19 protein-coding genes are annotated in these 26,069 nt (G+C 38.8%); 18 read left to right on the plus strand and 1 reads right to left on the minus strand.

Features of this window, described 5'->3' with window-relative positions:
- Positions 1 to 121 precede the first annotated feature (121 nt).
- From C7B89_RS17625 to C7B89_RS17665, 9 genes are all read left to right on the plus strand, one after another.
- Positions 122 to 2,353 carry a heterodisulfide reductase-related iron-sulfur binding cluster gene (locus tag C7B89_RS17625; protein WP_115674203.1) on the plus strand — a complete coding sequence of 744 codons (2,232 nt, stop codon included), beginning with the start codon at positions 122 to 124 and terminating at the stop codon, positions 2,351 to 2,353.
- A 196-nt stretch (positions 2,354 to 2,549) separates the two neighbouring features.
- Positions 2,550 to 3,755 (plus strand): acetyl-CoA C-acetyltransferase, encoded by a 1,206-nt coding sequence (locus C7B89_RS17630; RefSeq protein ID WP_103117415.1) that lies wholly within the window; start codon positions 2,550 to 2,552, stop codon positions 3,753 to 3,755.
- Entirely contained in the window at positions 3,755 to 4,606 is an 852-nt protein-coding gene (locus C7B89_RS17635; RefSeq protein ID WP_103117416.1) for a 3-hydroxybutyryl-CoA dehydrogenase, read from the plus strand. Before C7B89_RS17630 ends, C7B89_RS17635 begins: the two co-directional genes overlap by 1 nt.
- A gap of 59 nt (positions 4,607 to 4,665) precedes the next feature.
- Positions 4,666 to 5,802: an acyl-CoA dehydrogenase gene (locus tag C7B89_RS17640; RefSeq protein ID WP_115674204.1), complete on the plus strand. Its 1,137-nt coding sequence runs from the start codon at positions 4,666 to 4,668 to the stop codon at positions 5,800 to 5,802.
- Between the two features lie 166 nt (positions 5,803 to 5,968).
- Positions 5,969 to 7,105 carry an acyl-CoA dehydrogenase gene (locus tag C7B89_RS17645; RefSeq protein ID WP_016993589.1) on the plus strand — a complete coding sequence of 379 codons (1,137 nt, stop codon included), beginning with the start codon at positions 5,969 to 5,971 and terminating at the stop codon, positions 7,103 to 7,105.
- A gap of 3 nt (positions 7,106 to 7,108) precedes the next feature.
- A complete protein-coding gene (locus tag C7B89_RS17650) occupies positions 7,109 to 7,741 on the plus strand; it encodes a TetR/AcrR family transcriptional regulator (protein ID WP_048393737.1) in 633 nt (210 codons plus the stop codon).
- Positions 7,742 to 7,831: 90 nt separating this feature from the next.
- A complete protein-coding gene (icmF, locus tag C7B89_RS17655; protein WP_048393735.1) occupies positions 7,832 to 11,080 on the plus strand; it encodes a fused isobutyryl-CoA mutase/GTPase IcmF in 3,249 nt (1,082 codons plus the stop codon).
- A gap of 449 nt (positions 11,081 to 11,529) precedes the next feature.
- Entirely contained in the window at positions 11,530 to 12,072 is a 543-nt protein-coding gene (gene rpoE / locus C7B89_RS17660) for a DNA-directed RNA polymerase subunit delta (protein ID WP_115674205.1), read from the plus strand.
- A gap of 444 nt (positions 12,073 to 12,516) precedes the next feature.
- On the plus strand, positions 12,517 to 14,109 hold the full coding sequence (locus C7B89_RS17665; RefSeq protein WP_115674206.1) for a CTP synthase: 1,593 nt from the start codon (positions 12,517 to 12,519) through the stop codon (positions 14,107 to 14,109).
- 51 nt (positions 14,110 to 14,160) lie between these two features.
- Here C7B89_RS17665 and C7B89_RS17670 read toward each other — a convergent pair whose 3' ends face one another.
- On the minus strand, positions 14,161 to 14,691 hold the full coding sequence (locus tag C7B89_RS17670; RefSeq protein ID WP_054548562.1) for a DUF2529 family protein: 531 nt from the start codon (positions 14,689 to 14,691) through the stop codon (positions 14,161 to 14,163).
- A 153-nt stretch (positions 14,692 to 14,844) separates the two neighbouring features.
- Here C7B89_RS17670 and C7B89_RS17675 point away from each other — a divergent pair, with 153 nt between their 5' ends.
- The 9 genes from C7B89_RS17675 to C7B89_RS17715 all read left to right on the plus strand — a co-directional run bounded on the left by C7B89_RS17675 (position 14,845) and on the right by C7B89_RS17715 (position 26,046).
- The gene (locus C7B89_RS17675; RefSeq protein ID WP_004269444.1) at positions 14,845 to 15,204 is read left to right on the plus strand and encodes a response regulator; all 360 of its coding nucleotides are present in this window, start codon (positions 14,845 to 14,847) and stop codon (positions 15,202 to 15,204) included.
- 614 nt (positions 15,205 to 15,818) lie between these two features.
- Positions 15,819 to 16,673 carry a class II fructose-bisphosphate aldolase gene (locus C7B89_RS17680; protein ID WP_048395593.1) on the plus strand — a complete coding sequence of 285 codons (855 nt, stop codon included), beginning with the start codon at positions 15,819 to 15,821 and terminating at the stop codon, positions 16,671 to 16,673.
- 149 nt (positions 16,674 to 16,822) lie between these two features.
- Positions 16,823 to 17,473, plus strand: a complete 651-nt coding sequence (gene fsa / locus C7B89_RS17685) for a fructose-6-phosphate aldolase (RefSeq protein ID WP_004269447.1) — start codon at positions 16,823 to 16,825, stop codon at positions 17,471 to 17,473.
- 62 nt (positions 17,474 to 17,535) lie between these two features.
- Positions 17,536 to 18,822 carry a UDP-N-acetylglucosamine 1-carboxyvinyltransferase gene (locus C7B89_RS17690; protein ID WP_048395599.1) on the plus strand — a complete coding sequence of 429 codons (1,287 nt, stop codon included), beginning with the start codon at positions 17,536 to 17,538 and terminating at the stop codon, positions 18,820 to 18,822.
- A 94-nt stretch (positions 18,823 to 18,916) separates the two neighbouring features.
- A complete protein-coding gene (gene glpX / locus C7B89_RS17695; RefSeq protein ID WP_004269449.1) occupies positions 18,917 to 19,873 on the plus strand; it encodes a class II fructose-bisphosphatase in 957 nt (318 codons plus the stop codon).
- 223 nt (positions 19,874 to 20,096) lie between these two features.
- Positions 20,097 to 21,380 (plus strand): transcription termination factor Rho, encoded by a 1,284-nt coding sequence (rho, locus tag C7B89_RS17700; protein ID WP_016992739.1) that lies wholly within the window; start codon positions 20,097 to 20,099, stop codon positions 21,378 to 21,380.
- A gap of 134 nt (positions 21,381 to 21,514) precedes the next feature.
- A complete protein-coding gene (locus C7B89_RS17705; protein ID WP_115674207.1) occupies positions 21,515 to 23,416 on the plus strand; it encodes a helix-turn-helix domain-containing protein in 1,902 nt (633 codons plus the stop codon).
- Positions 23,417 to 23,492: 76 nt separating this feature from the next.
- Positions 23,493 to 25,217, plus strand: coding sequence for an ABC transporter ATP-binding protein (locus C7B89_RS17710; RefSeq protein ID WP_115674208.1), 1,725 nt, complete (start codon positions 23,493 to 23,495; stop codon positions 25,215 to 25,217).
- Positions 25,218 to 25,251: 34 nt separating this feature from the next.
- Positions 25,252 to 26,046, plus strand: a complete 795-nt coding sequence (locus tag C7B89_RS17715; RefSeq protein ID WP_048395606.1) for an ABC transporter ATP-binding protein — start codon at positions 25,252 to 25,254, stop codon at positions 26,044 to 26,046.
- The last annotated feature ends 23 nt before the right edge of the window (positions 26,047 to 26,069 follow it).

Below are 26,069 nucleotides of genomic sequence, written 5' to 3' on the forward strand. Positions count from 1 at the left end.
CTGAATGCTCACTCATTTATTAGAATAGGAATATAATGATAAAGTGAAGTACATTTCTGTTTGAACTAGCAAATTCGTCACAAAGAGAGAAAATTACGACAAACTAAAGGGGGGACCAACCATGAGTCCATTATTAATTGCTAACATTGTCTTAACAGTCGTGGTTGTGCTTTATGCAGTAGGATTGTTCTTCTACCTGTTGAAAACACGCTATAAGTATGTGCAATTGGGGAAAAAGGTTGAGTTTGATGAAAGTGTTAAAGAACGACTTCGTTATATTATGGTCAATGTATTTGGTCAAAATAAGCTATTAAAGGATCCAAAGAGTGGTTTAATACATGTTATGTTTTTCTATGGATTTTTGATGGTACAGTTAGGGGCCATTGATTTAATTTGGAAAGGACTAGCACCAGAGTCACATCTGCCACTAGGCATTTTCTATGGTGTCTTTACATTCTTCCAAGAACTGGTGGTTTTAATGATTTTAGTCGCGGTAGTGTGGGCATTTTACCGCCGCTATGTTGAAAAGCTAGTGCGTCTAAAACGAGGATGGAAAAACGGCCTTGTATTAATTTTCATTGGTGGGTTAATGGTATCTACATTAATCGCTAATGGTATGGGATTAATTTGGCATGGTGAGGGATTAACTTATACGGAGCCAGTTGCTTCAAGTATTGCTGCTATTTTTGGCTTCCTACCTACATCAGTTGCCGCTGGTGTGTTTTATGTAATGTGGTGGGCACACCTTTTAATTCTATTAACATTCCTTGTATACGTACCGCAGTCTAAACATTTCCACTTAATTGTCAGTCCACTTAATGTTTACATGAATCGTTTAGATCGTACGGGTACATTAACACCAATTGATTTTGAGGCCTTGGAAGAAGCTGGAGAAAATGCTGAAAGCGAAGAGGATATGCCTTCTATTGGGGTAGGACGCATACAGGACTTCACACAAAAGCAAATGCTTGATCTATATTCTTGTGTAGAATGCGGACGTTGTACAAACATGTGTCCAGCAACAGGAACAGGAAAAATGCTGTCTCCTATGGATTTAATCGTAAAATTGCGTGACCATTTAACATTTACGGGCGCAGTCGTAACAAAACAAAAACCATGGGTGCCTTATCAATTCTTTGCCAATACAAAGGGTAACCAGCTTGCAATTGCAGCTGGTGCTGAAGGTGCTGTAATTGAGGATATCTACAGCCCATCTTTAATTGGCGATGTCATTACAGAAGAGGAAATTTGGGCTTGTACGACATGTCGTAACTGTGAGGATCAATGCCCTGTAATGAATGAGCATGTTGATAAAATTATTGATCTACGTCGTTATCTAACAATGACTGAAGGGAAAGTAAATCCTGATGCTCAACGTGCAATGACGAATATCGAACGACAAGGTAATCCTTGGGGCTTAAACCGCAAGGAAAAAGAAAATTGGCGTGATCTAGATCCAACAATCCAAATTCCAACTGTAAAAGAGCTGAAAAAATCTGGCGAGGAAATGGAGTATTTATTCTGGGTTGGTTCGATGGGAGCTTTCGACAACCGCTCTCAAAAAATCGCTTTAGCATTATGTCGTCTATTAAACGAGGCTGGTGTGAAGTTTGCAATCTTAGGTAATAAAGAGAAAAACTCTGGGGATACACCTCGTCGTTTAGGGAATGAATTCTTATTCCAAGAGCTAGCTACAGCAAATATTGATGAGTTTGAGAAAAATGACGTGAAGAAAATTGTAACAATCGATCCTCATGCCTACAATATCTTTAAAAATGAATATCAAGACTTTGGCTGGAAAGGTGAAGTGTATCATCACACTGAGTTATTAAATCAGTTGATTGAGGAAAATCGTCTAGCTCTAAACTATGAGGTTCATGAAACGATTGTTTTCCATGATTCCTGTTATTTAGGCCGCTACAATGATGTGTACGATGCCCCACGTGAGATCCTTCGAGGAATCCCTGGCGTGAAGCTTGTTGAAATGGAACGTAATCGCGAAACAGCGATGTGCTGTGGAGCTGGTGGTGGATTAATGTGGATGGAAGAGCATGTAGGAAATCGCATAAACGTAGCGCGAACAGAACAGGCTCTTGCAACAAATGCATCAGTTATTTCATCAGGCTGTCCTTACTGCCTAACAATGCTAGAGGATGGTACAAAGGCTAAAGAGGTTGAAGACTCTATTGGAACATTTGATGTTGCAGAATTACTAGAACGTTCTGTATTCGGTGAAAAAGTAAAGGCAGTTAATCCTTCTTCCGAAGAAACAGAAGAAACATACGAAGAAGTGGTAGCGTCTATAGAAAATGTTCAACAAGACGAGAATACGGAAGCGAACGCAGAAAAATGATTGCTATTGCAGAAATATTTTAGTTATCTGAAAAATATAAATTGCACAATAAAAAATTGTTTTGTAGAATAAGATTAAATGGGAATGGGAGTTGAGATAGTAAACTCCCATTTTTCCTCGATAGAAGTCGAGCGAGCGTTCAGTCAATAATGCTTTGCATCTTCATCGAGAACGTAAAACAAAAGGGGTGTTTTACTTGAATAGAGCTGTAATTTTAGCAGGAGCAAGAACTGTGTTTGGTAAATTTGGAGGTTCATTATCAGCATTACATGCAAGTGATTTAGGTGCGATTGCCATTAAAGGGGCATTAGAGAAGGCAAATCTTGCACCTGAGCAAGTGGATGAGGTAATTTTAGGTTCTGTTTTACAAGGGGGACAGGGGCAAATTCCTTCTCGACAGGCTGCGCTGAAGGCCAATTTACCAACAGCAGTAAAAACAGAAACAATCAATAAAGTTTGTGCTTCAGGGATGCGTGCGGTGACATTAGCAGATCAATTGATTCGTTTAGGGGACGAAGAAGTGATTATTGCGGGTGGCATGGAATCTATGTCCAATGCACCATATTATCTTCTGAATGGTCGAAATGGTTTGCGTATGGGAGATTCTACAATGGTAGATGGCATGCTATATGACGGCTTAACATGTGCTTTCGATAAAGCAAGACCACATATGGGTAGCTATGGTAATGCAACAGCTAAAGAGTTCTCGCTAAGCCGAGAAGAACAGGACACTTGGTCAGTACGCAGTCATGAACGCGCGTTAGCCGCAATTGAAAAAGGTTACTTCGCTGAAGAAATCGTACCAGTGGAGATTCCTCAACGAAAAGGTGCACCACTTATTGTTGATACAGATGAGGCACCAAGAGCAGGGACGTCTTTGGAAGTACTGGCGAAGCTAAAACCAGCCTTTGACAAGGATGGCACGATTACAGCAGGTAATGCACCTGGGGTTAACGACGGTGCATGTGCACTTGTCGTTATGAGTGAAGAACGTGCAAAACGTGAAGGTAGAGAACCATTGGCAGTAATCATTGGTCACGAAGAACTTGCGCTTGAGCCAGAAAACTTCCCGCAAACACCAGGTCTTGTTATTAATAAATTACTGAAAAAGACTAACAAATCATTAGCAGATATTGATTTAATTGAAATCAATGAAGCCTTTGCAGCGGTAGCTTTAGTCAGCAAGCAGTTGGCAGATTTAGATGCAGAAAAAGTGAATGTTAATGGCGGTGCAGTTGCTTTAGGTCATCCGATTGGGGCATCTGGTGCACGTATAATATTAACACTTGCACAGGAATTGAAGCGTCGTGGCGGTGGCATTGGCATTGCCGCAATTTGTTCAGGCGGCGGCCAAGGTGATGCAATTATGATTGAAGTACCAAAAACAGGGGGACTGAACTAATGGGAATTCAAAAGGTAATGGTCATTGGTGCAGGGCAAATGGGCTCTGGTATTGCCCAAGTTTGTGCACAAGCAGGCTTTGATGTGAAATTGAACGATATCAAACAAGAATTTTTCGAGCGTGGATTAGGGGTTATTACGAAAAATTTATCACGTGATGTAGAAAAGGGTCGTAAAACTGAAGATGAGAAGGCTGCTGTTCTAAGTCGAATTAGTATGTCGCTAGATTTACAAGATGCTAGTGATGTAGATATTATCATTGAAGCAGCTGTGGAAAATATGGAAATTAAGCAATCCATCTTTAAGCAACTTGATAGCATTGCGCCAGCACATGCTATTTTAGCTACGAATACATCTTCACTGCCTATTACAGAAATTGCAGCAGTAACAAAGCGTCCAGAGCAAGTAATTGGTATGCATTTTATGAACCCTGTACCAGTTATGAAACTTGTTGAAATCATTCGAGGTTTAGCAACAACAGATGAAGTGTACAAAGCTGTCGAAGAGATGACGGTTAAATTATCGAAAACACCAGTAGAAGTGAATGATTTCCCAGGATTTATTTCAAACCGAATCCTACTACCGATGATTAATGAAGCGATTTACGCACTTTACGAAGGTGTGGCAACAAAAGAAGCAATTGATGATGTGATGAAGCTTGGTATGAATCATCCGATGGGGCCATTAACATTGGCAGACTTCATTGGTTTAGATACTTGTCTTTACATCATGGAAATTTTACATGAGGGTCTTGGAGACAGTAAATATCGCCCTTGCCCACTGCTACGTAAATACGTTGCAGCTGGCTGGCTAGGTAAGAAATCAGGAAGAGGCTTTTACGTTTACGAATAATCCTATGGGGATGGGGTTATTTAGATGTTTCGGGACAACTTAGAGGGGTGACATTATAGATGCATTTGCAATTTACAGATGAGCAAATTATGATGCGCGATATGGTTCGTCAATTTGCTCAGGAAAAAATTCAACCATGGGTGGAGCGAATGGAAGCGGGAGAATTTCCACGTGAGCTTCTACAGCAAATGGGTGAACTTGGCTTAATGGGGATTACGACTCCAGAAGACTTAGGTGGCTCTGGTATGGATTTTACATCTTATATTATTGCGATTAATGAACTATCAAAAGTAAGCGCTGTAATGGGTGTTATTTTATCCGTCCATACTTCAGTTGGAACGAATCCAATTATTTACTTTGGGAATGACGAACAAAAGAAACGTTATGTACCAAAGCTTGCAACAGGCGAATATTTAGGTGCATTTTGTTTAACAGAACCAAGTGCAGGCTCAGACGCTGGCTCTTTACAGTCAAAGGCAGTGCGTGATGGCAATGAATATGTGATTAACGGCTCCAAAGTATTTATTACAAATGGTGGAGAAGCTGATGTGTATATTGTATTCGCATCTACTAACCCAGCTGAAAAAACAAAGGGTATCTCAGCATTTATTGTTGAAAAGGGAACACCTGGTTTAATCATCGGAAAAGATGAGCATAAGATGGGCTTACACGGCTCACGTACAGTTCAGCTGACATTCGATAATTGTCGCATTCCAGCCGACAACCTACTTGGGGAAGAGGGAGAAGGCTTTAAAATTGCGATGGCCAATTTAGATGTTGGACGAATCGGCATTGCGGCACAGGCGTTAGGAATTGCTGAGGCGGCACTAGAGGCGTCTACTGCTTATGCTAAAGAACGCATTCAATTTGGTAAGCCGATTGCCGCACAACAAGGTGTTGGCTTTAAGCTTGCGGATATGGCAACGGCTGTTGAATCTGCAAAACTGTTAGTCTATCGTGCAGCCGATTTACGTGCAAAAGGTTTACCATGTGGAGCAGAAGCTTCAATGGCTAAACTTTTCTCATCACGAACAGCGGTACAAACGGCAATAGAGGCTGTTCAAATATTTGGCGGCTACGGCTATACGGAAGATTATCCAGTAGAGCGCTATTTCCGCGATGCAAAGGTGACAGAAATCTATGAAGGTACAAGTGAAATTCAACGACTAGTCATTAGTAAACATTTACTGAAATAAAGCCTGATATTGCGAATGGTACAAAGTGATGGAAACCGTTCAAGAGTGAGGGGAAAACGTTTATTAAGGGTGTGAACTGCTCTGAAATAAGGCAAACCCGCTCAATCCAACCTAACAATAATCAGGTAACACAAAACAGAGTCTAACTAAAAAGGGGAAATGGACAATGAACTTTCAGTTAACAGAAGAGCATGAACAATTACGTGAAATGATTCGTGATTTTGCTATAAATGAAGTGGCGCCAACAGCTGCTGAACGTGACGAAAATGAAGAATTTGACCGTGCGATTTTCGACAAAATGGCTGAGCTTGGGCTTACTGGTATTCCATGGCCTGAGGAATATGGTGGTGCAGGATTTGATTACCTTGCATATGTCATAGCTGTTGAGGAACTTTCACGTGTTTGTGCTTCGACTGGTGTAACTTTATCTGCACATACTTCACTGGCAGGTTGGCCACTTTACAAGTTCGGTACAGAAGAACAAAAACAAAAATACCTTCGTCCAATGGCTGAAGGCAAACATATTGGTGCATATGGTTTAACAGAACCTGGCTCTGGCTCTGATGCGGGTGGCATGAAAACTTATGCAAAACGTGATGGCGATGATTATATTTTAAATGGCTCAAAAATCTTTATTACGAACGGTGGAGTAGCAGATACATATATTGTATTTGCAGTAACAGACCCTGAAGCAAAACATGGCACATCCGCATTTATCGTGGAAGCTGGATTTGAAGGTTTCTCTGTAGGGAAGAAAGAAAAAAAATTAGGAATTCGTTCATCTCCAACAACAGAGATTATTTTTGATAACTGTCGTGTTCCAAAGGAAAATCTATTAGGGGCTGAAGGGGAAGGCTTTAAGATTGCCATGACGACACTAGATGGTGGACGTAATGGTATTGCGGCTCAAGCAGTAGGAATTGCACAAGGAGCACTCGATGCAGCAGTTGACTATGCCAAAGAACGTGTGCAATTTGGTAAACCGATCACTGCAAATCAAGGCATTTCCTTTAAATTAGCCGATATGGCAACTCAAATTGAGGCTTCTCGACTTCTTACATACCAAGCGGCATGGTTAGAATCTAATAACCTACCATATGGTAAGGCATCTGCAATGGCGAAATTAATGGCTGGCGATACAGCAATGAGTGTAACGACAGAGGCGGTTCAAGTTTTTGGTGGCTATGGTTATACAAAAGATTACCCTGTAGAGCGCTTTATGCGTGATGCTAAAATTACACAAATTTACGAAGGTACGCAGGAGATTCAACGTCTTGTTATCTCGCGTATGCTAACGAAATAATTGATGACTGATAAAGATAAAAGGCCCCAAGTACAGTCAACCGTAAAAGATGAAAATCTAATCGCCATTCGTCGTGAACAAATGATTCAAGGAGCTATTAAGCTATTTAAAGAAAAAGGCTTTCACCGTGCCACGACGAGAGAAATTGCAAAAGCTGCTGGCTTTAGTATCGGTACTTTGTATGAATACATCCGAACGAAGGAAGATGTTCTATACCTTGTTTGTGACAGTATCTATCACCATGCAATGGAGCGTCTTTCAAGTTATGAGATTAAAGCAGGAACTATTGATGAGTTAAAAGAAATGATTCGGGAATACTTCCTGCAAATCGATAGTATGGTTGATGAGCTAACAATCATGTATCAAGAAACAAAATCATTGTCAAAAGAAGCACAACGCTATGTTTTTAGTAAAGAGTTTGAAATGGTTGCCACATTTGAACGCTTGTTACAGCGATGTGTCCAGTCTGGCGAACTAACTATGACAGAGAAGCAAATCCATTTAGCAGCCAATAACTTAGTTGTTTCAGGACAAAGCTGGGCGTTTCGCAAATGGGCTTTACATCGTCAGCATTCAATAGACGAATTCATTGACATGCAAATCACCTTGTTCATTTCAGGCATAAAGGGGTTTTAATATTTGTAAGGGGTTTGTCGGCAATTGCATATAGCGATATTGCAATGCCGGCTTTTTTTATTCAATAAGGGGAGAAAGTGGGGATTTCATATGACAAAGGTAGAAGTATATCGTCCAAAAAATCACGTACGTTTTGTGACAGCATCGAGTCTTTTTGATGGACATGATGCTTCAGTCAATATTATGCGACGCATTTTACAATCGAGCGGTGTAGAAGTAATCCATTTAGGTCATAATCGTTCTGTTGAAGAAGTCGTGAATGCTGCGATACAAGAAGATGCACAAGGGATTGCGGTTTCTTCTTATCAAGGCGGACATATGGAATACTTTAAATATATGTATGATTTACTGCGCGAAAAAGGAGCACCACATATTAAAATTTATGGCGGTGGTGGAGGAGTTATTTTACCTCGTGAAATTAAAGAGCTTCATACGTATGGCATTGCAGGGATATTCTCACCAGAGGATGGCCGTGTTTTAGGGCTACAGGGAATGATTAATGAACAAATTAAAGGAACAGATTTTCCTACTGCAACAGGTAATTATTTAGAGAAATTAAAGTCTTTAACGACAGAGACGCCTGAAATTTTAGCCAATCTAATAACAGCAGCTGAGTCAAATGACGATGAAGCTACGAAAGAAATGCTAGCAGAGGCAAGAAAGCTTTCAAAAGGTACGCCAGTAATGGGGATTACGGGAACAGGTGGTGCAGGGAAATCATCCTTAACGGATGAACTGATTCGCCGCTTCCTAAAAGAATTCCCAGATAAACGTGTAGCCATTCTATCAGTCGATCCAACAAAGCAAAAAACGGGTGGAGCATTGCTTGGGGATCGTATTCGCATGAACGCTATTTTTAATAACCGTGTTTATATGCGTAGTTTAGCAACACGTGGCTCACGTACAGAATTATCTGCATCAATTGGTGATGTGCTAGATGTAGTACGTGTAGCAGGTTATGACTTAATCATCGTAGAAACAAGTGGAATCGGTCAAGGTGATGCCGAAATTACTAAATACACGGATCTATCTATGTATGTCATGACAAGCGAATTCGGTGCACCTACACAACTTGAGAAAATTGATATGATTGACTTTGCAGATGTTATTGCGATCAATAAATTTGAGCGAAAAGGCTCAGAGGACGCCCTTCGACAAGTACAAAAACAATATCAACGTTCCCGCGAGCTTTGGGATGAATCACTTGATAACATGCCAGTCTACGGTACAATAGCTAGCCAGTTTAATGACAAAGGCACAAATGCGTTATTCGCCGCCCTCGTTAAAATAATTAACGAAAAAACAGGTTTTAATTGGGAAACAAGCTATGAGCAATTTGCGAAAACGCAAAAGCAAGATGTTATCATTCCAAACGATCGCCGTTATTATTTACGTGAGATTACGGACACTGTCCGTGGCTATCATAAAAAAACTGAGCAGCAGGTGGCATTTGCTCGTCGACTATTCCAATTAGAAGGTGCTATTGCAGCTGTCCAAGAAAAAGCTCCAGATGATGTGCTTGTGGCATCGCTTACTTCTTTAGCAGAAGGTGTTAGAGATGAATTAACAGCAGAATCCAAGCGTATATTGGATAATTGGCAGGCATTAAAAGAAGCGTATGCTGGCGATGAGTTTGTGACTAAAGTTCGCGATAAAGAAATTCGTACCATCTTAAAAACAACTAGTCTTTCTGGCACGAAAATTCCAAAAGTAGCATTACCGAAGTTTGAAGACTATGGGGAAATCTTGCGTTGGGTTTATAAAGAAAATGTTCCTGGCGAATTCCCATATACGGCTGGTGTATTCCAATTCAAACGTGAGGGTGAAGATCCGAAGCGTCAATTTGCTGGCGAGGGAACACCAGAACGTACAAATAAACGCTTCCATTATTTATCAAAAGATGATGATGCAAAACGTTTATCTACAGCTTTTGATTCTGTAACCTTGTATGGGGAAGACCCAGATTACCGTCCAGATATTTACGGTAAGGTTGGAGAATCAGGTGTATCGATCTGTACACTAGAAGATATGAAAAAACTTTACGCAGGCTTTGATTTATGTGCACCGTCTACATCTGTATCAATGACTATTAATGGACCAGCACCTATTATTTTAGCAATGTTTATGAATACAGCAATCGATCAACAAGTTCAATTACGTGAGCAAGAGCTAGGACGAACTTTGACAGTTGAAGAGTTTACCGAGACACGTGAAAAAACATTGCAAGTCGTACGTGGAACAGTACAAGCTGATATTTTAAAAGAAGATCAGGGCCAGAATACATGCATTTTCTCAACAGAGTTTGCTTTGCGTATGATGGGCGATATTCAGCAATACTTTATAGACCATAAAGTACGTAACTATTATTCTGTTTCCATTTCTGGTTATCATATTGCGGAAGCTGGAGCAAACCCTATTTCCCAATTAGCCTTCACCTTAGCTAATGGCTTTACGTATGTAGAGTATTATTTAAGTCGTGGCATGAATATCAATGACTTTGCACCAAATTTATCATTCTTCTTCTCAAATGGACTAGATCCAGAGTATACAGTAATCGGTCGTGTGGCACGACGTATTTGGGCTATTGTAATGCGTGATAAATACGGTGCTAATGAGCGCGCTCAAAAGCTAAAGTATCACATTCAAACGTCTGGGCGTAGTTTACACGCACAAGAGATTGATTTTAATGATATTCGTACAACATTACAGGCTTTAATGGCATTACAAGATAACTGTAACTCATTGCATACAAACGCCTACGATGAGGCCATTACTACACCTACGGAGGAATCTGTAAGACGTGCTATGGCAATTCAAATGATTATTACAAAAGAGCATGGTTTAGCAAAAAATGAAAACCCACTACAAGGCGCGTTTATTGTTGAAGAATTAACAGATCTTGTGGAAGAAGCGGTTCTTGAAGAGTTTGATCGTATTAATGATCGTGGCGGTGTGTTAGGTGCTATGGAAACGCAATACCAACGTGGTAAAATTCAAGAAGAATCTATGTACTACGAAATGTTAAAACATTCAGGAGAGTTACCAATCATTGGTGTTAATACTTACTTGAACCCAAATCCACCTTCAGATGCTGATATAGATAATATGGAAATCGCACGTGCATCGACAGAAGAAAAAGAGACACAAATTCGTAATTTACAAGCTTTTTGGAAAGCCCATGAAGAGGAAAGTGAAGCTGCGATTGCACGTCTACAAGAAGTGGCTGTCAATAATGGTAATATTTTTGCTGAGCTGATGGAGTCAGTAAAAGTAGCGAGTTTAGGACAAATTACAAAAGCTTTATATGAAGTTGGCGGACAATATCGTCGTAATATGTAAGCAAGGTTGATCAAAACTTCTTGTTTTCTATTCAAGTATCATGCTTCTCTAATTTCTAGTGTCTAGTCTTAAGATTAGGCACTTCTTTTTATTTTCGTTATAATAGAAATGTAAAAAAAGGGGAGGCGCAGTAGAGGATGAAATCAGCTATTCACTACATAATTATATTAGCTTTAGTATTGGGAGCCTTTTTCCTGTATAATAAGCAAATTGGCGCTATTCCTTTACTACTATTATCTGTCTATTTGTTTTATCTTGGAATAAAAAAAATGCGTAATATAAAAAACAGTAATTGAAGCTAGCAAAGGGGCTAAAACTTTGTATATAATGGGTATTATGCTTATTGTATGGAAAGAACCTTTTGCGTGGCCTTTTTTGCTGCGCTTGGAGAATAAAGCACCATGTAATTTTAAAACGTCCATTGTGATGAGGGAAAGGAAGTGCACGAATTGAATTTTCGTGAAATGACAAAGGAACAATTAACAGAAGAATCGTTAATTAACTTAGCTTATGCAATTTTAAATGAAAAACGTGCCTCAGTGTCTTTTAATGATTTATTAAAATTAATTCAAGAGCTTGTGGGCTATAGTGATGCAGAAATGAAATCCCGTCTGTTACAATTTTATACAGATATCAATATTGATGGTCGCTTCTTATATAATCAAGAAGCAGGCTGGGGCTTACGTGAATGGTTTAAAGTTGAGCAAATCGAAGAAGAAACAGCTCCTTCTGTTAAGACTCAAAAGAAAAAATCTAAAGCTGCCTTTGATGATGAAGATCTTGATGAAGAGGTAGACTTAGATGAAGAAGATATCGACTTTGATGAAGACTTTGAAGAGTTCATTGATGAAGAAGAACTTGATGAAGAAGATGATGAAAAAGAAGATATCGACTTTGACGATGAAGAACTAGAAGAAATTGATGAAGAAATCGATGAAGAGTTTATTGATGAAGAGGAAGAAGAATTTGAGGAAGAAGAGGAAGAGATCTAATACAGTACACTTAGAATTTTCTTTCTTTTAAGCTAGAAGCAAAAAATCTTGACTTCTATCACGGTTACGTTTAATCTTTTACTTGGGCTCCTTAAAAGAAGGAGAAAGACCGTGTATATAATACGCTCCCCCTGCAAACCTATGCAGGAGGAGCGTTTTTTTGTTTTTAACTTTAATCATTTTAGTTCTCCCATACTTTTAATACCGATATGAATATAAATGTTTTTAATTATTCATGATGTATAGTAAACGGTGACTGAAAAGTTATTAGAGTTTTATGGTTTAAAGGAAAGTGGAAAAGAGATAGAACCGATTACAGCTTCGAATCGACTACATTTTGTAGACATTCTCGGCTTTTCTTTTTTTAGGGTATTAGAATGTAAATGGTTCTGATCCCCCCTAAACGCACTAATATTTTAGAACATCATAAGGAGGAATTTATTCATGACGAAGTATATTTTTGTAACAGGTGGGGTTGTATCATCACTTGGAAAAGGGATTGTTGCAGCATCTTTAGGCCGTTTATTAAAAAATCGTGGGTTAGAAGTGACGATTCAAAAATTTGACCCATATATCAATATTGACCCAGGTACGATGAGTCCTTATCAACATGGTGAGGTTTTTGTAACAGATGATGGTGCTGAGGCTGATTTAGACTTAGGACACTATGAACGTTTTATTGATATTAACCTAGGGAAACATTCTACAGTAACTTCAGGTCGTGTTTACCAATCTGTATTACAGAAAGAACGTCGTGGAGATTATAATGGTGGAACAGTCCAAGTAATTCCTCATATTACAAACGAAATCAAAGATCGTATCCAACGTGCTGGTCGTGAAACAAATGCAGATGTTGTGATCACAGAGGTTGGTGGAACAGTAGGTGATATTGAATCATTGCCATTCCTAGAAGCCATTCGCCAAATGAAAACAAATTTAGGGCATAACAATGTAATGTATATTCACTGTACACTTATTCCTTATATTAAAGCAGCTGGTGAACTTAAAACAAAACCTACACAGCATTCTGTTAAAGAATTACGCTCTTTAGGTATTCAGCCAAATATTATCGTAGTTCGAACTGAACAAGAAGTACCACAAGAGATGAAAGAGAAATTAGCATTATTCTGTGATGTTCAACCACATGAAATTATTGAATCTCGTGATGCTGAGCATTTATATGAAGTACCATTAAACCTACATGCGCAAGATATAGATGATATCGTTTTGGATCATTTTGGTATGGAAGCTCCAGAAGCAGATATGGAAGAATGGCGTGACCTTGTAGAAAAAGTGAAGAACTTACCAAATAAAAGAAAGGTAGCATTAGTAGGGAAATACGTAGAACTACAAGATGCTTACATTTCTGTAGTTGAGGCATTAAAGCATGCTGGATATGCATTTAATTCTGATATTGAAATTGACTGGATTAATGCAGAACACGTTGATGCTAACAATGTGGCCTCGCTATTAAAAGGTGCTGACGCTATTTTAGTACCAGGCGGCTTTGGTGATCGTGGTGTTGAAGGTAAAATCTTAGCAACACAATATGCACGTGAAAATAATGTTCCTTTCCTAGGCATTTGTTTAGGTATGCAATTAGCAACAGTAGAATTTGCACGTAATGTACTTGGCCTAAAAGGTGCTCATTCTACAGAGCTTGATGCAAATACGGTGTATCCAATTATCGACTTCCTACCAGATCAAAATGATACTGTAGATATCGGTGGTACTTTACGTTTAGGTTTATACCCATGTAAATTAAAGGATGGTTCAAAAGCTAGCCAAGCCTATGGTAAAGAGCTTGTTTATGAGCGTCATCGTCACCGCTATGAATTTAACAATGAATATCGTGAGGCAATGGAAGCAGCTGGCCTTGTCTTCTCAGGTACAAGTCCTGATGGCAAATTGGTTGAAATTATTGAGCTACCAGAAAACAACTTCTTTGTAGCATGTCAATTCCACCCAGAGCTAGTGTCACGTCCAAATCGTCCACAACCATTGTTCCGCGATTTTATCGGCTCAACATTTAAATAATCAAAAAGAGTTGTCTCGTTAAATACGAGACAACTCTTTTTAATTTGCTGACTACAATTCTTCTTCATCCAACCCAAGCATTTCATCATAAGCAATTTTGACAGCTTCATATACAAAGAGTCCTGCAAGCGCATGTGGTACAACAATACGTTGACCTAGATCATTTGGTATTAAACCGCCTTTAATGCGTGTAGAAACATACGTATAGGCTAAATCAGCAAGAGGGTTATCTACACTAGCTGCTTCACTAGCTATAGCAGCAAAGGGAATAAATTGCGTATTTAATTTTTGTGCTAAGACGAGTGCTTCTTCATCATATGCACTACGAGTAAAAATGCAAACCCGATCAGCTTCTGTTAAGCTTGTGTCTGTAGTCCAAGGTGCTAACTTGCTAAAGGGTTCGACTGCTTGAAGTGCATTTAATGCCACAACCTGCATTTCTCCAAAGCAAGCAAAATAGACATTTCCTTCGCCGATTGCGGCTTGTGCTAATAACCTTGCTGTTTCCTCGATAGCATCTTCTTCATTTTGTATAATTCTTTGTAATAATCCACTTAATTGTGTTGTTAGAATTTTTGACATGTTCCCACCTCTATTCATATTATAGGGGGTAAAAGGTAGAAAGCAAAAGCAGATAATTTATAATACTAGAAGGTATTAAGCTGAAAAAGGAGAATTATACATAATAAAGAAAGTTTTTGTGTAAGAATAAAACTAAAAAGGGCGGAATGCGATGTGAAACGATTACTAATTGTCGATGATCAGCAGGGAATTCGTTTACTTTTAAATGAAGTGCTGAAAAAGGAAGGATATATTACATATTTAGCAGCAAATGGTTCAGAGGCATTAAAGTATGCAGACGAACAAGAGATGGATTGTGTTTTACTGGACATGAAAATTCCAGGAATGGATGGTATTGAAATTTTGAGACGTTTAAAAAAGAAGTTTCCGAAGCTGCCTGTTTTTATGATGACAGCATACGGAGAATTGGATGTTGTGCAAGAAGCGTTAGAATTAGGAGCCATTCGTTACTTTACAAAACCGTTTGATATTTTCGAAGTGCGTGATGAAGTAAATAAAGCTTTACAAGTTTAAAAAGCAGGCAGTGGACACACGGCCTGTTTTTTTATGTTGATTAATAGCTCCTGCTTTTCAGGTGCGAGGACTTCGTTACGTAACACTTCACTTCGTCACCCCTGCCGCTACGTTACACTTCGCTTTCGGGTAGAAAATAATAGCCCCTGCTTTTCAGGTGCGAGGACTTCGTTACGCTACTCTTCACTTCGTCACCCCTGCCGCTACGTTACACTTCGCTTTCGGGTAGAAAATAATAGCCCCTGCTTTTCAGGGGCTATGACTTCGTTACGTAACACTTCACTTCGTCACCCCTGCCGCTACGTTACACTCCGCTTTCGGGTAGAAAATAATAGCCCCTGCTTTTCAGGTGAGAGGACTTCGTTGCGTTACACTCCACTTCGTCACCCCTGCCGCTACGTTACACTCCGCTTTCGGGTAGAAAATAATAGCCCCTGCTTTTCAGGGGCTATGACTTCGTTACGTAACACTCCACTTCGTCACCCCTGCCGCTACGTTACACTTCGCTTTCGGGTAGAAAATAATAGCCCCTGCTTTTCAGGGGCTATTATTTTTGCTATGATTGAGGAGCATGTTTATGTAGAAAGAATAGTCCTATGAGGAGGATTTTTAGTATGGCATTAGTATCTATGAAAGAGATGTTAATTAAAGCAAAAGCAGAAGGTTATGCTGTTGGTCAATTCAACATTAATAACCTTGAATGGACTCAAGCAATTTTACAAGCAGCTGAAGAAGAAAAGTCTCCAGTGATTCTTGGTGTTTCTGAAGGTGCAGGTAAATATATGGGCGGATTTATTTCTGTTGTTCATATGGTAAAAGGTTTAATGGAATCTTACGGTACTACAGTTCCTGTAGCAATTCACCTTGACCATGGTTCTAGCTTTGCAAAATGTAAAGAAGCAATTGATGCAGGCTTTACTTCCGTGATGATTGATGCATCACATCACCCATTTGAGGAAAATGTGAAAATTACTTCAGAAGTAGTAGAATACGCACATGCTAAAGGCGTTTCTGTGGAAGCAGAATTAGGGACAGTTGGTGGAGATGAAGATGGCGTAATCGGTGGTATTATTTACGCTGATCCAGAAGAATGTCGCAAAATGGTTGAACTAACTGACATTGACTGCTTAGCGCCAGCACTTGGCTCTGTACATGGTCCTTACAAAGGAGAGCCAAACTTAGGCTTTAAAGAAATGGAGGAAATCTCTAAATTGGCAAACCTTCCACTTGTTTTACATGGTGGTACAGGTATCCCAACAAAAGATATCCAACGTTCTATTTCGTTAGGTACGGCTAAAATTAACGTCAATACTGAAAATCAAATTGAAGCAACAAAAGTAATTCGTGAAATTCTGGACAACGACAAAGTTGTTTACGACCCACGTAAATTCCTTGGTCCAGCACGTGAAGCCATCAAAGCTACGGTTATTGGTAAAATTCGTGAATTTGGAAGTGCACAAAAAGCATAATTTTTGCATTTAATATGTTACAAAAGCATAGATAAATACACATAATAAGAGAAGTGTTGATGCTTTCAATCGACCTTCTCTTGTTTTTGAAATAAAGAAATTTTGGAAAATATTTAATAATATAAGAAAAATGATCAGGAGGAAATAATATGAAATTTTTCATTGATACAGCAAACTTTGAAGAGATTAAAGAGGCACATGCATGGGGTATTTTATCAGGAGTAACGACAAACCCATCGTTAGTGGCTAAAGAAGAGAATGTTTCTTTCCATGATCGTCTTCGCGAAATCGCTGAGCTTGTTGATGGCTCTGTAAGTGGGGAAGTTATTGCACTTGATGCAGAAGGTATGATTAAAGAAGGTTTGGAATTAGCTGCGATTGCGCCAAACATCACAGTAAAGCTTCCTATGACACCAGCTGGATTAGAGGCATGTCGATTCTTTGCAAACAAAGGAATTAAAACAAACGTGACATTAATTTTTAGTGCTAACCAAGCATTAATGGCTGCGCGTGCAGGTGCTACATACGTATCACCATTTATCGGCCGTTTAGATGACATTGGTCAAAATGGTGTTGAGTTAATTGAAACAATTGCAGATATTTTTACAATCCATAATATCGATACACAAATTATCGCTGCCTCTGTCCGTCACCCGCAACACGTTACAGCAGCGGCTTTAGCAGGTGCACATATTTCAACTACTCCGTTTAAAGTATTAAAGCAGCTTTTCCACCATCCATTAACTGAAAAAGGAATTGAAGGATTTTTAGCGGATTGGAATAAGAGAAAAGGCGAATAATAAGATTATAAAGTGTGCAAATTGCAAAAATACTACTTTCCAATCATGAGGGAGAACGCAAAATGGATGTTTATAAAATTACTGGCGAAAATCGTCTACAAGGTACAATTAAAGTTAGTGGCGCAAAAAATAGTGCAGTCGCCTTAATTCCTGCATCAATTTTGGCGAACTCTCCAGTGACTATTGGAGGGATACCCGAAATTTCAGATGCTTGGACGTTAAAGGCTCTATTAGAGGAAATTGGTGGAGAAGTTTCATTTGAGAATGGGAAAATGACAATCGATCCAACAGAGATGATTGCATTGCCCTTACCAAACGGCAACGTTAAAAAGTTACGTGCTTCTTATTATTTAATGGGGGCTATGCTTGGACGTTTCAAAAAAGCAGTTATTGGTTTACCTGGAGGCTGTTTTTTAGGACCTCGACCTATTGATCAACATATAAAGGGCTTTGAGGCTTTAGGAGCTAAAATTACTAATGAACACGGAGCCATTTATTTACGTGCAGATGAATTGATAGGGGCAAAAATTTATTTAGATGTGGCAAGTGTTGGGGCTACGATTAATATCATGCTTGCTGCTGTCCTTGCTAAGGGACGTACTGTCATTGAAAATGCTGCAAAAGAACCTGAGATAATTGATGTGGCGACACTTCTAACAAATATGGGTGCCAATATTAAAGGTGCAGGTACAAGTGTCATTCGTATCGAAGGCGTAGAAGAGCTACATGGTACTGAACATACGATTATACCTGATCGCATTGAGGCCTCTACATTTTTGATTATGGCTGCAGCAGTTGGTGATGGTATAACAATCGATAACGTTATTCCACTTCACTTAGAAGCAATTATCGCCAAGCTTCGTGAAATGGGTGTGAAAATTGAGATTGGTGAAGAAAGTATTTATGTACCAAAAACAGACCTCTCAACATTACAGGCAGTGGATGTCAAAACATTGGTATACCCTGGATTCCCAACGGATATTCAACAACCGCTTGCCGTGTTAATGTCACAAGCATTCGGTTCCTCAAAAGTAACAGATACTATTTACACAGCTCGTTTCAAGCATATTGATGAACTTCGTCGTATGAATGCAGATGCTCGTGTAGAAGGAAACACAGCAATTATTAAAGGGCCGAGTAGATTACATGGCTCAACTGTCACAGCTACAGATCTTCGTGCTGGAGCAGCTTTAGTGTTAGCTGGACTCTTAGCAGAAGGAGAAACTGAGATTCAGGATATCTATCATATCGAACGTGGCTATAGCTCACTTATTGAGAAATTACGTGATTTAGGCGCTGATATTCGACGTGAAACAATTGTGGCACGTGTAGCTGAGACAAAGGAATAATGAGAGCTAAAAGTTTTCAACCAATTATGTTACAATAGAGGTAATTTGAATGTTTTGGCACGAAAAGGTGCCCATAACGGGAGGCAAAGCAACAATGGAACGTAGTTTATCGATGGAAGTAGTACGAGTAACAGAAGCAGCAGCAATCGCATCCGGGAAATGGATGGGGCGCGGTTTGAAAATTGAGGCAGACGATGCAGCAACAACAGCGATGCGCAAAATGTTCGATACAATTCCAATGCATGCTACAGTAGTAATTGGTGAAGGCGAAATGGATGAAGCACCAATGCTTTATATTGGTGAAGAACTTGGTTTACGAAATGGTGGTCCTAAAGTAGATATTGCAGTAGATCCTTTAGAAGGTACAAACATTGTAGCAAAAGGTACAAATGGTGCTATGACAGTTCTTGCTATTGCAGATAAAGGGAATCTGTTAAATGCACCAGATATGTACATGGAGAAAATTGCTGTAGGACCAGAAGCGGCGGGCAAAGTGGATATCAATGCTTCCGTCACTTATAACTTATTACAAGTAGCAAAAGCTAAAAATAAAGATATTTCTGATGTTGTAGCTACTCTTTTAGATCGACCACGTCACCAAGCGATTGTTGATGAAATTCGTGAGGCTGGTGCACGTATTAAATTTATCCAAGATGGCGATGTTGGTGCAGCAATCAATACGGCTTTTGATGAAACAGGCATTGATATTATGTTTGGAACAGGTGGTGCACCTGAGGGTGTTATAGCAGCAGTAGCTTTAAAATGCCTTGGTGGTGACTTCCAAGCAAAACTAGTACCAGAAGATGAAGAGCAATTAGAACGCTGCACAAAAATGGGTGTGGATGTTGAAAAAGTTCTTTATTTAGATGACCTAGTAAAAGGTGACGATGCTATTTTTGCAGCGACAGCAGTAACAGATTGCGAGCTTTTAAAGGGTGTTCAATATAAAGGTGCTTATGCCTTAACTCATTCAGTAGTTATGCGTGCTAAATCTGGTACGGTTCGCTTTGTTGAAGGCCGTCACGCTCTTGAGAAAAAACCTAGATATTAATGTTATTTTCTTCTAAAATATACCTAGTACATCTATTGTGCTAGGTACCTTCTTCTTTAAATAACCATCCCATATTTTTAAGGCAATGTTTAGTTATATGGTGGAAGTATTTCAATAGATATTATTAAAGGCAACCATATAAGCGTTAGCAGAGCCAATCGTAAACTTCAATGATAACCCCATTAAATTGAATTATATTTTGAAAAAGACTGGAGTTGTGCATATGTCTGCATTGACAATCGCTCAATTAGAAAACATGACGTTAAAAGAGCTTTACGCCCTTGCACGCCAATATAAAATTTCTTATTATAGCAAGCTAACGAAAAAAGAATTGATATTTGCTATTTTGAAAACGCGTTCAGAGCAAGAGGGCTATTTCTTTATGGAAGGCGTACTAGAAATTGTTTCGCAAGAGGGCTTCGGCTTCCTTCGACCAATCAACTACTCACCAAGTAAAGAAGATATTTATATTTCTGCATCCCAAATTCGTCGCTTTGATTTGCGTAATGGGGACAAGGTGTCAGGAAAGGTGCGTCCACCGAAGGAAAATGAGCGCTATTATGGCCTATTACAAGTAGATGCTGTCAATGGCGAAGATCCTGAAGTAGCGAAAGAACGAGTTCATTTCCCAGCACTAACACCTTTATATCCAAATCGACAAATTAAACTAGAAACAACACAACGCAATTTATCCACACGTATAATGGATTTAGTGGCACCAGTAGGCTTTGGACAACGTGGATTAATTGTAGCTCCGCCAAAGGCAGGGAAAACGTCTTTATTAAAAGAGATTGCGAACGCTATTACAACCAATCATCCGCAAGCGGAGTTAATTGTCCTATTGATTGATGAACGACCTGAGGAAGTGACAGATATTGAACGTTCTGTCAATGCAGATGTTGTCAGCTCAACATTTGATGAAGTACCTGAGAACCACGTCAAAGTGGCTGAAATAGTATTAGAACGCGCACGACGTTTAGTGGAACATAAACGTGATGTAATTATTTTAATGGACTCTATTACACGTTTAGCTCGTGCTTATAACTTAGTAATTCCACCAAGTGGACGTACACTATCTGGTGGTATTGATCCTGCTGCATTCCATAGACCGAAACGTTTCTTTGGTTCGGCTCGTAATATTGAAGAAGGCGGCAGTTTAACAATTTTAGCAACGGCTTTAGTAGATACAGGTTCTCGTATGGATGAAGTTATCTATGAAGAATTTAAGGGAACAGGGAACTTAGAGCTTCATCTTGATCGTCAGTTAGCGGAACGCCGTATATTCCCTGCGCTTGACATTCGTCGTTCGGGTACACGTAAAGAAGAGCTTCTTCTGGAACCAGAACAACTTGAAAAGCTATGGGCAATTCGTAAAACGTTTTCTGATGCACCTGATTTTGCAGAGCGCTTCCTGAAAAAAATACGTACAACAAAATCAAATGAAGAATTTTTTGAAAAGCTAAACGAAGATATGAAAAAAGCAACAAAGGGTAAGGGACTTTTATAAAGGGCATCACCATTGACAATCAAATTGTCAGTGGTGATTTTTTTTTGTATATGTTTATTTTATAAATGTATATTGAAATTGATAATCATTATCAATATAATGGTAAGTAAATATGTGTTCTGAAGGAGACGAAGATGAATTATGATGCCTATATGCTTCTTTGGCAAAATGCATTTATCCAGTTGAAGCAAATCGATTACATAAATAAATCAGACATTCATGTGTCAAAGGTTTTAACATATAGCTCGTTTCTTATTGTCACAGCAGGCGGTGCACAGATTGTCATTGATGATCAATCTTATCATGTGCAACGCTTCAGTATTTTTCATCTAGGTAAATCTCAATCTCTTCACATTAAGGCACATCAGAGTGTTAGCTATTTTCTCATTAGCTATAAAGGAGATGTCATGTACAAAGATGCCTTTATGCAGCATTTGCACATGCACTATCAACCATTCCAAACACATTTCTCTTGTGTACCCGCAAATCCGATAGTCATTCACAGAATCCTTCAGGATATGTATAGCAAATGGCAATCTGGCTCTATACAGGAGCATTTATCTGTAAGGGCATCCTTCTATGAGCTTATCTATCATGTCTTTCGAGAATTAGCAGAAGGACAAGGGAAACCACATGAAATTGATAAGGCAGAAGCCGCACGATTATTTATAAAGCAACACATTCATCAACCATTATCTATCCAGACATTAGCAGATATGCTTCAGATTAGTACACGACATTTATTACGCATCTTTAAAGCTCGCTATGAAATAGGTCCACAAATATATTTACAACAATTGAGAATAGAGCAGGCTAAGCAGTATTTATTAACCAATCAATATGGCATAAAAGAAATTGCCATATCTCTTGGATTTGAAGATGAATATTATTTTAGCCGTGCTTTTAAAAAAGCAACAAAACTGGCTCCAAGTAGCTTTAGGCTGAAATATGCATCTAATATGTCCGAAATTGCCATTACAAATGAGAATCATTTTCAATACAATAATAATCAGCTCGCGCAAGCAAAACGATTTGAGAATGGAGAAAATGAAATCATGATGAAGAAGATGATTCACCATATAAAGCTACCTTTTTTATTAAGCCTGTTCGTTTTAATGGCAGCGTGTAATGAAGAGACAAGCCAATCTAAGGTTGATGAACCAACTTCGCCCGAGAAGGCAGAGACTAGAACCGTAACAGATGATAGTGGACGCGAAGTAGAAATTCCAATGCAGGCAGAGAGAGTCGTAACTGATTGGTATCTGGGGCAAATTTTAGCGTTAGATGTTGTACCAGTTGGAGGCGTAACGGCTAACCTTGATTATGCTGCTTTCTTAAAGCAACACTATAAGGATGGTGAAATTACGAATATTGGTACAGATGGTAAGGTGTCATTAGAAAAAGTTTTAGAGTTAAAGCCAGACTTGATTATTACTTGGAATATTGAAGATGTAGCGAAATATGAAAAAATTGCCCCGACAATTGTCTTCGCTGAAGATACCCATCAATCAGCGATTGAGGAGATTAAGGCAATGGGGAATTACTTAGGAAGACAAGAAGAGGCTAAGGCCTTTACAAAAGAATTTGAAGATCGGATCGCAAAAGCTAAAGAAAAAATCATGGATGTGATTCCAAAAGGATCTACATTTACTATTTATGAAATGTTTGAAAAAAATGCAACGATTATAGGGAAATCTAGTGTATCGGGCGGTAGAGCGCTCTATCAAATTTTGGGCATGAAACCTCAAGAAAAGGTGCAGGAGATTTTTGATACAAAGGAAGCAAGTAATGGACGTTATGAGATTTCCTATGAGGTAGTAGGTAACTATGTAGGTGACTATAACTTCATGATTAATTTCTTTAACAAAGATGGCCAGTTGCCAGCAACATGGACAAACTTAGATGTCGTTAAAAGTAATCAAGTATTAGAGCTTCCATCTGAATATTATTTTGCTTCTGATCCGCTCTCTGGCTTACACCAAGCTGAAGAACTAGCTGATAAAATAGTTGAATTTACAAAGGCTCATCAACAATAACTGAGATAACAGGAGAGCTATTGTAGATAGCTCATTTATAGATACGTAAAACGAGATCACGATAGGAGGCTACACCATGTTATTACGGCGATTTTTTTCATATTATAAGCCTTATAAAGGCTTATTTATTTTAGATTTTAGCTGTGCCATATTAGTGGCACTAATAGAGCTTGCGTTTCCGATTGTTTTAAATAAAGTAATTGATGATATTCTGCCAGATGGGGAATTGAAATGGATTATTATGGCGAGTTTATTGCTGTTTGGATTATACATTTTTAACTCCATTCTTCATTTTATCGTTTCATATTGGGGACATATGCTGGGCATTAATATTGAGACGGATATGAGAAAAGAATCCTTCAGCCATGTACAAAAGCTATCCTTTAGATATTTTGATAACAACAAAACAGGGCATCTTGTTTCTCGTTTAACAAATGATTTGATGGATATTGGTGAACTTGCTCACCATGGTCCAGAGGATATCTTTATTGCAGCGATGACGATTATTGGAACATTTGGTGTCATGTACTATATTGATCCAACCTTTACGATTCTTATTTTCTTACTTGTTCCGATTATCTTAATCTTAACCATTATTTTCGGGAAATTAATGTCCAAGGCATTCCGTCAAATGTTTGGAGATATTGCAGATTTTAATGCACGTGTTGAAAACAATGTAAGTGGTATTCGTGTTGTACAAGCTTTTACAAATGAAGATCATGAGATTAAACGCTTTAAAGTAAATAATGAAAGATTCCGTATGACAAAGCTGTTTTCCTATAAAGTAATGGCTTGGAATGAAGCTATTTCAGGCATACTCACGAAGGTATTATCACTCTTTACTTTATTTGTTGGGGCTTATTTTGTATTAAATGGGCATTTAACAAATGGCGATTTTATCGCATTTATTTTACTTTCAGGTATTCTCTTAGGCCCAATTAACAAAATCAATATGTTTATAGAAAGCTATCCTAAGGGCATGGCAGGATTTAGGCGCTATATTGAATTCCTCGAAACGGAGCCCGAAATTGCGGACCATCCAGAAGCGAAAACAATCGATGAAATTGATGGTGAAATTACTTTTTCTAATGTATCGTTTGGCTACGCTGCCAATAATCGTGCCTTACATCAAATTAATTTAAAGATACGTCCTGGTGAAACGGTTGCCTTAGTAGGCCCTTCTGGTGCAGGGAAATCTACGATCTGTAGCCTATTGCCACGTTTTTATGAGGTGAATGAGGGTTCCATTAAGATTGATGGTGTTGATATACGAGACTTTAAACTGCAATCTTTACGTTCGCATATCGGGATTGTCCAGCAAGATGTCTTTTTATTCGATGGTACCATTCGTGAAAACATTGCCTATGGTGATTTAAATGCCAGTGAAGAAGATATTTGGTATGCCGCACAACGAGCACAACTGACGGATGTAATCAATGCTTTACCAGAAGGCATGGATACTCTCATAGGTGAACGTGGTGTCAAATTATCAGGTGGACAAAAACAAAGATTATCAATTGCGCGTATTTTCTTGAAAAATCCAAAAATCTTAATACTAGATGAAGCAACATCTGCATTGGATACAGAAACAGAACAAGCTATCCAGCAAGCCTTAAACGAGCTTTCTATCGGTCGTACTACATTAGTGATTGCCCACCGTTTAGCAACGATTAAGGATGCAGACAGAATTGTTGTGGTATCGAAAAAGGGCATTATTGAAGAAGGCACACATGAGCAATTAATGGAACGCCAAAATGCTTACTATGGCTTGTATACAGCCCAATTTGGTTTACAAATTTAAAAGTAAAAGTCTCAAAAGTGAAAGGAAGTTAAAGATGTCAGTACTTGAAATAGATCATGTTGCGATTGGTTACTCTTCTGCGCTCATCGTCAATGATTTAAGTGTGGAGATTCCAAAAGGGGAGATCTCCACGATTATTGGTCCAAATGGTTGTGGCAAGTCTACTTTATTAAAGGCTGTAGCACGTGTATTACGCACACAAAATGGAGCTGTCTATTTAGATGGCAAAGCTATACATCAATTGAAAACAAAAGAAGTGGCCAAAAGAATGGCTATTTTACCTCAAACAGCAACAGCACCAGGAGGATTAACGGTTTTTGAACTGGTATCCTATGGTCGTTTTCCTCATCAAGTAGGGTTTGGTACATTGCAAAAGGAAGACTATGAATATATCCATTGGGCTATTGATGTTACGGGACTAAGAGAATTTAGTGATCGACCAATCGAAGCATTATCAGGTGGTCAGCGTCAGAGAGTATGGATTGCTATGGCATTGGCGCAAGGCACGGATATTTTAGTACTGGATGAACCAACAACTTATTTAGATTTAGCACATCAGCTCGATATTTTATTGTTGCTACAAAAACTAAATAAGGAAGAAGGACGAACAATTATCATGGTTTTACATGATTTAAATCATGCATCACGGTTCTCTCATTTTATGATGGCCATGAGAGACGGCAATTTAATGGTGAATGGCAGTCCAAAAGAAGTGATGACAAAAGAAAATTTACAAAGGGTATTTAATATTGATGCAGAAATGGCTGTATGTCCCTATAGTGAAAATCCAATCTGCCTATCTTATCAGTTGTACGATATGAAAAAATAAAAGCTAGTTGGAAGTTATGAGGA

Origin of the sequence: Lysinibacillus capsici (genome assembly GCF_003367505.1) — a bacterium.
Lineage (GTDB): Bacteria > Bacillota > Bacilli > Bacillales_A > Planococcaceae > Lysinibacillus > Lysinibacillus capsici.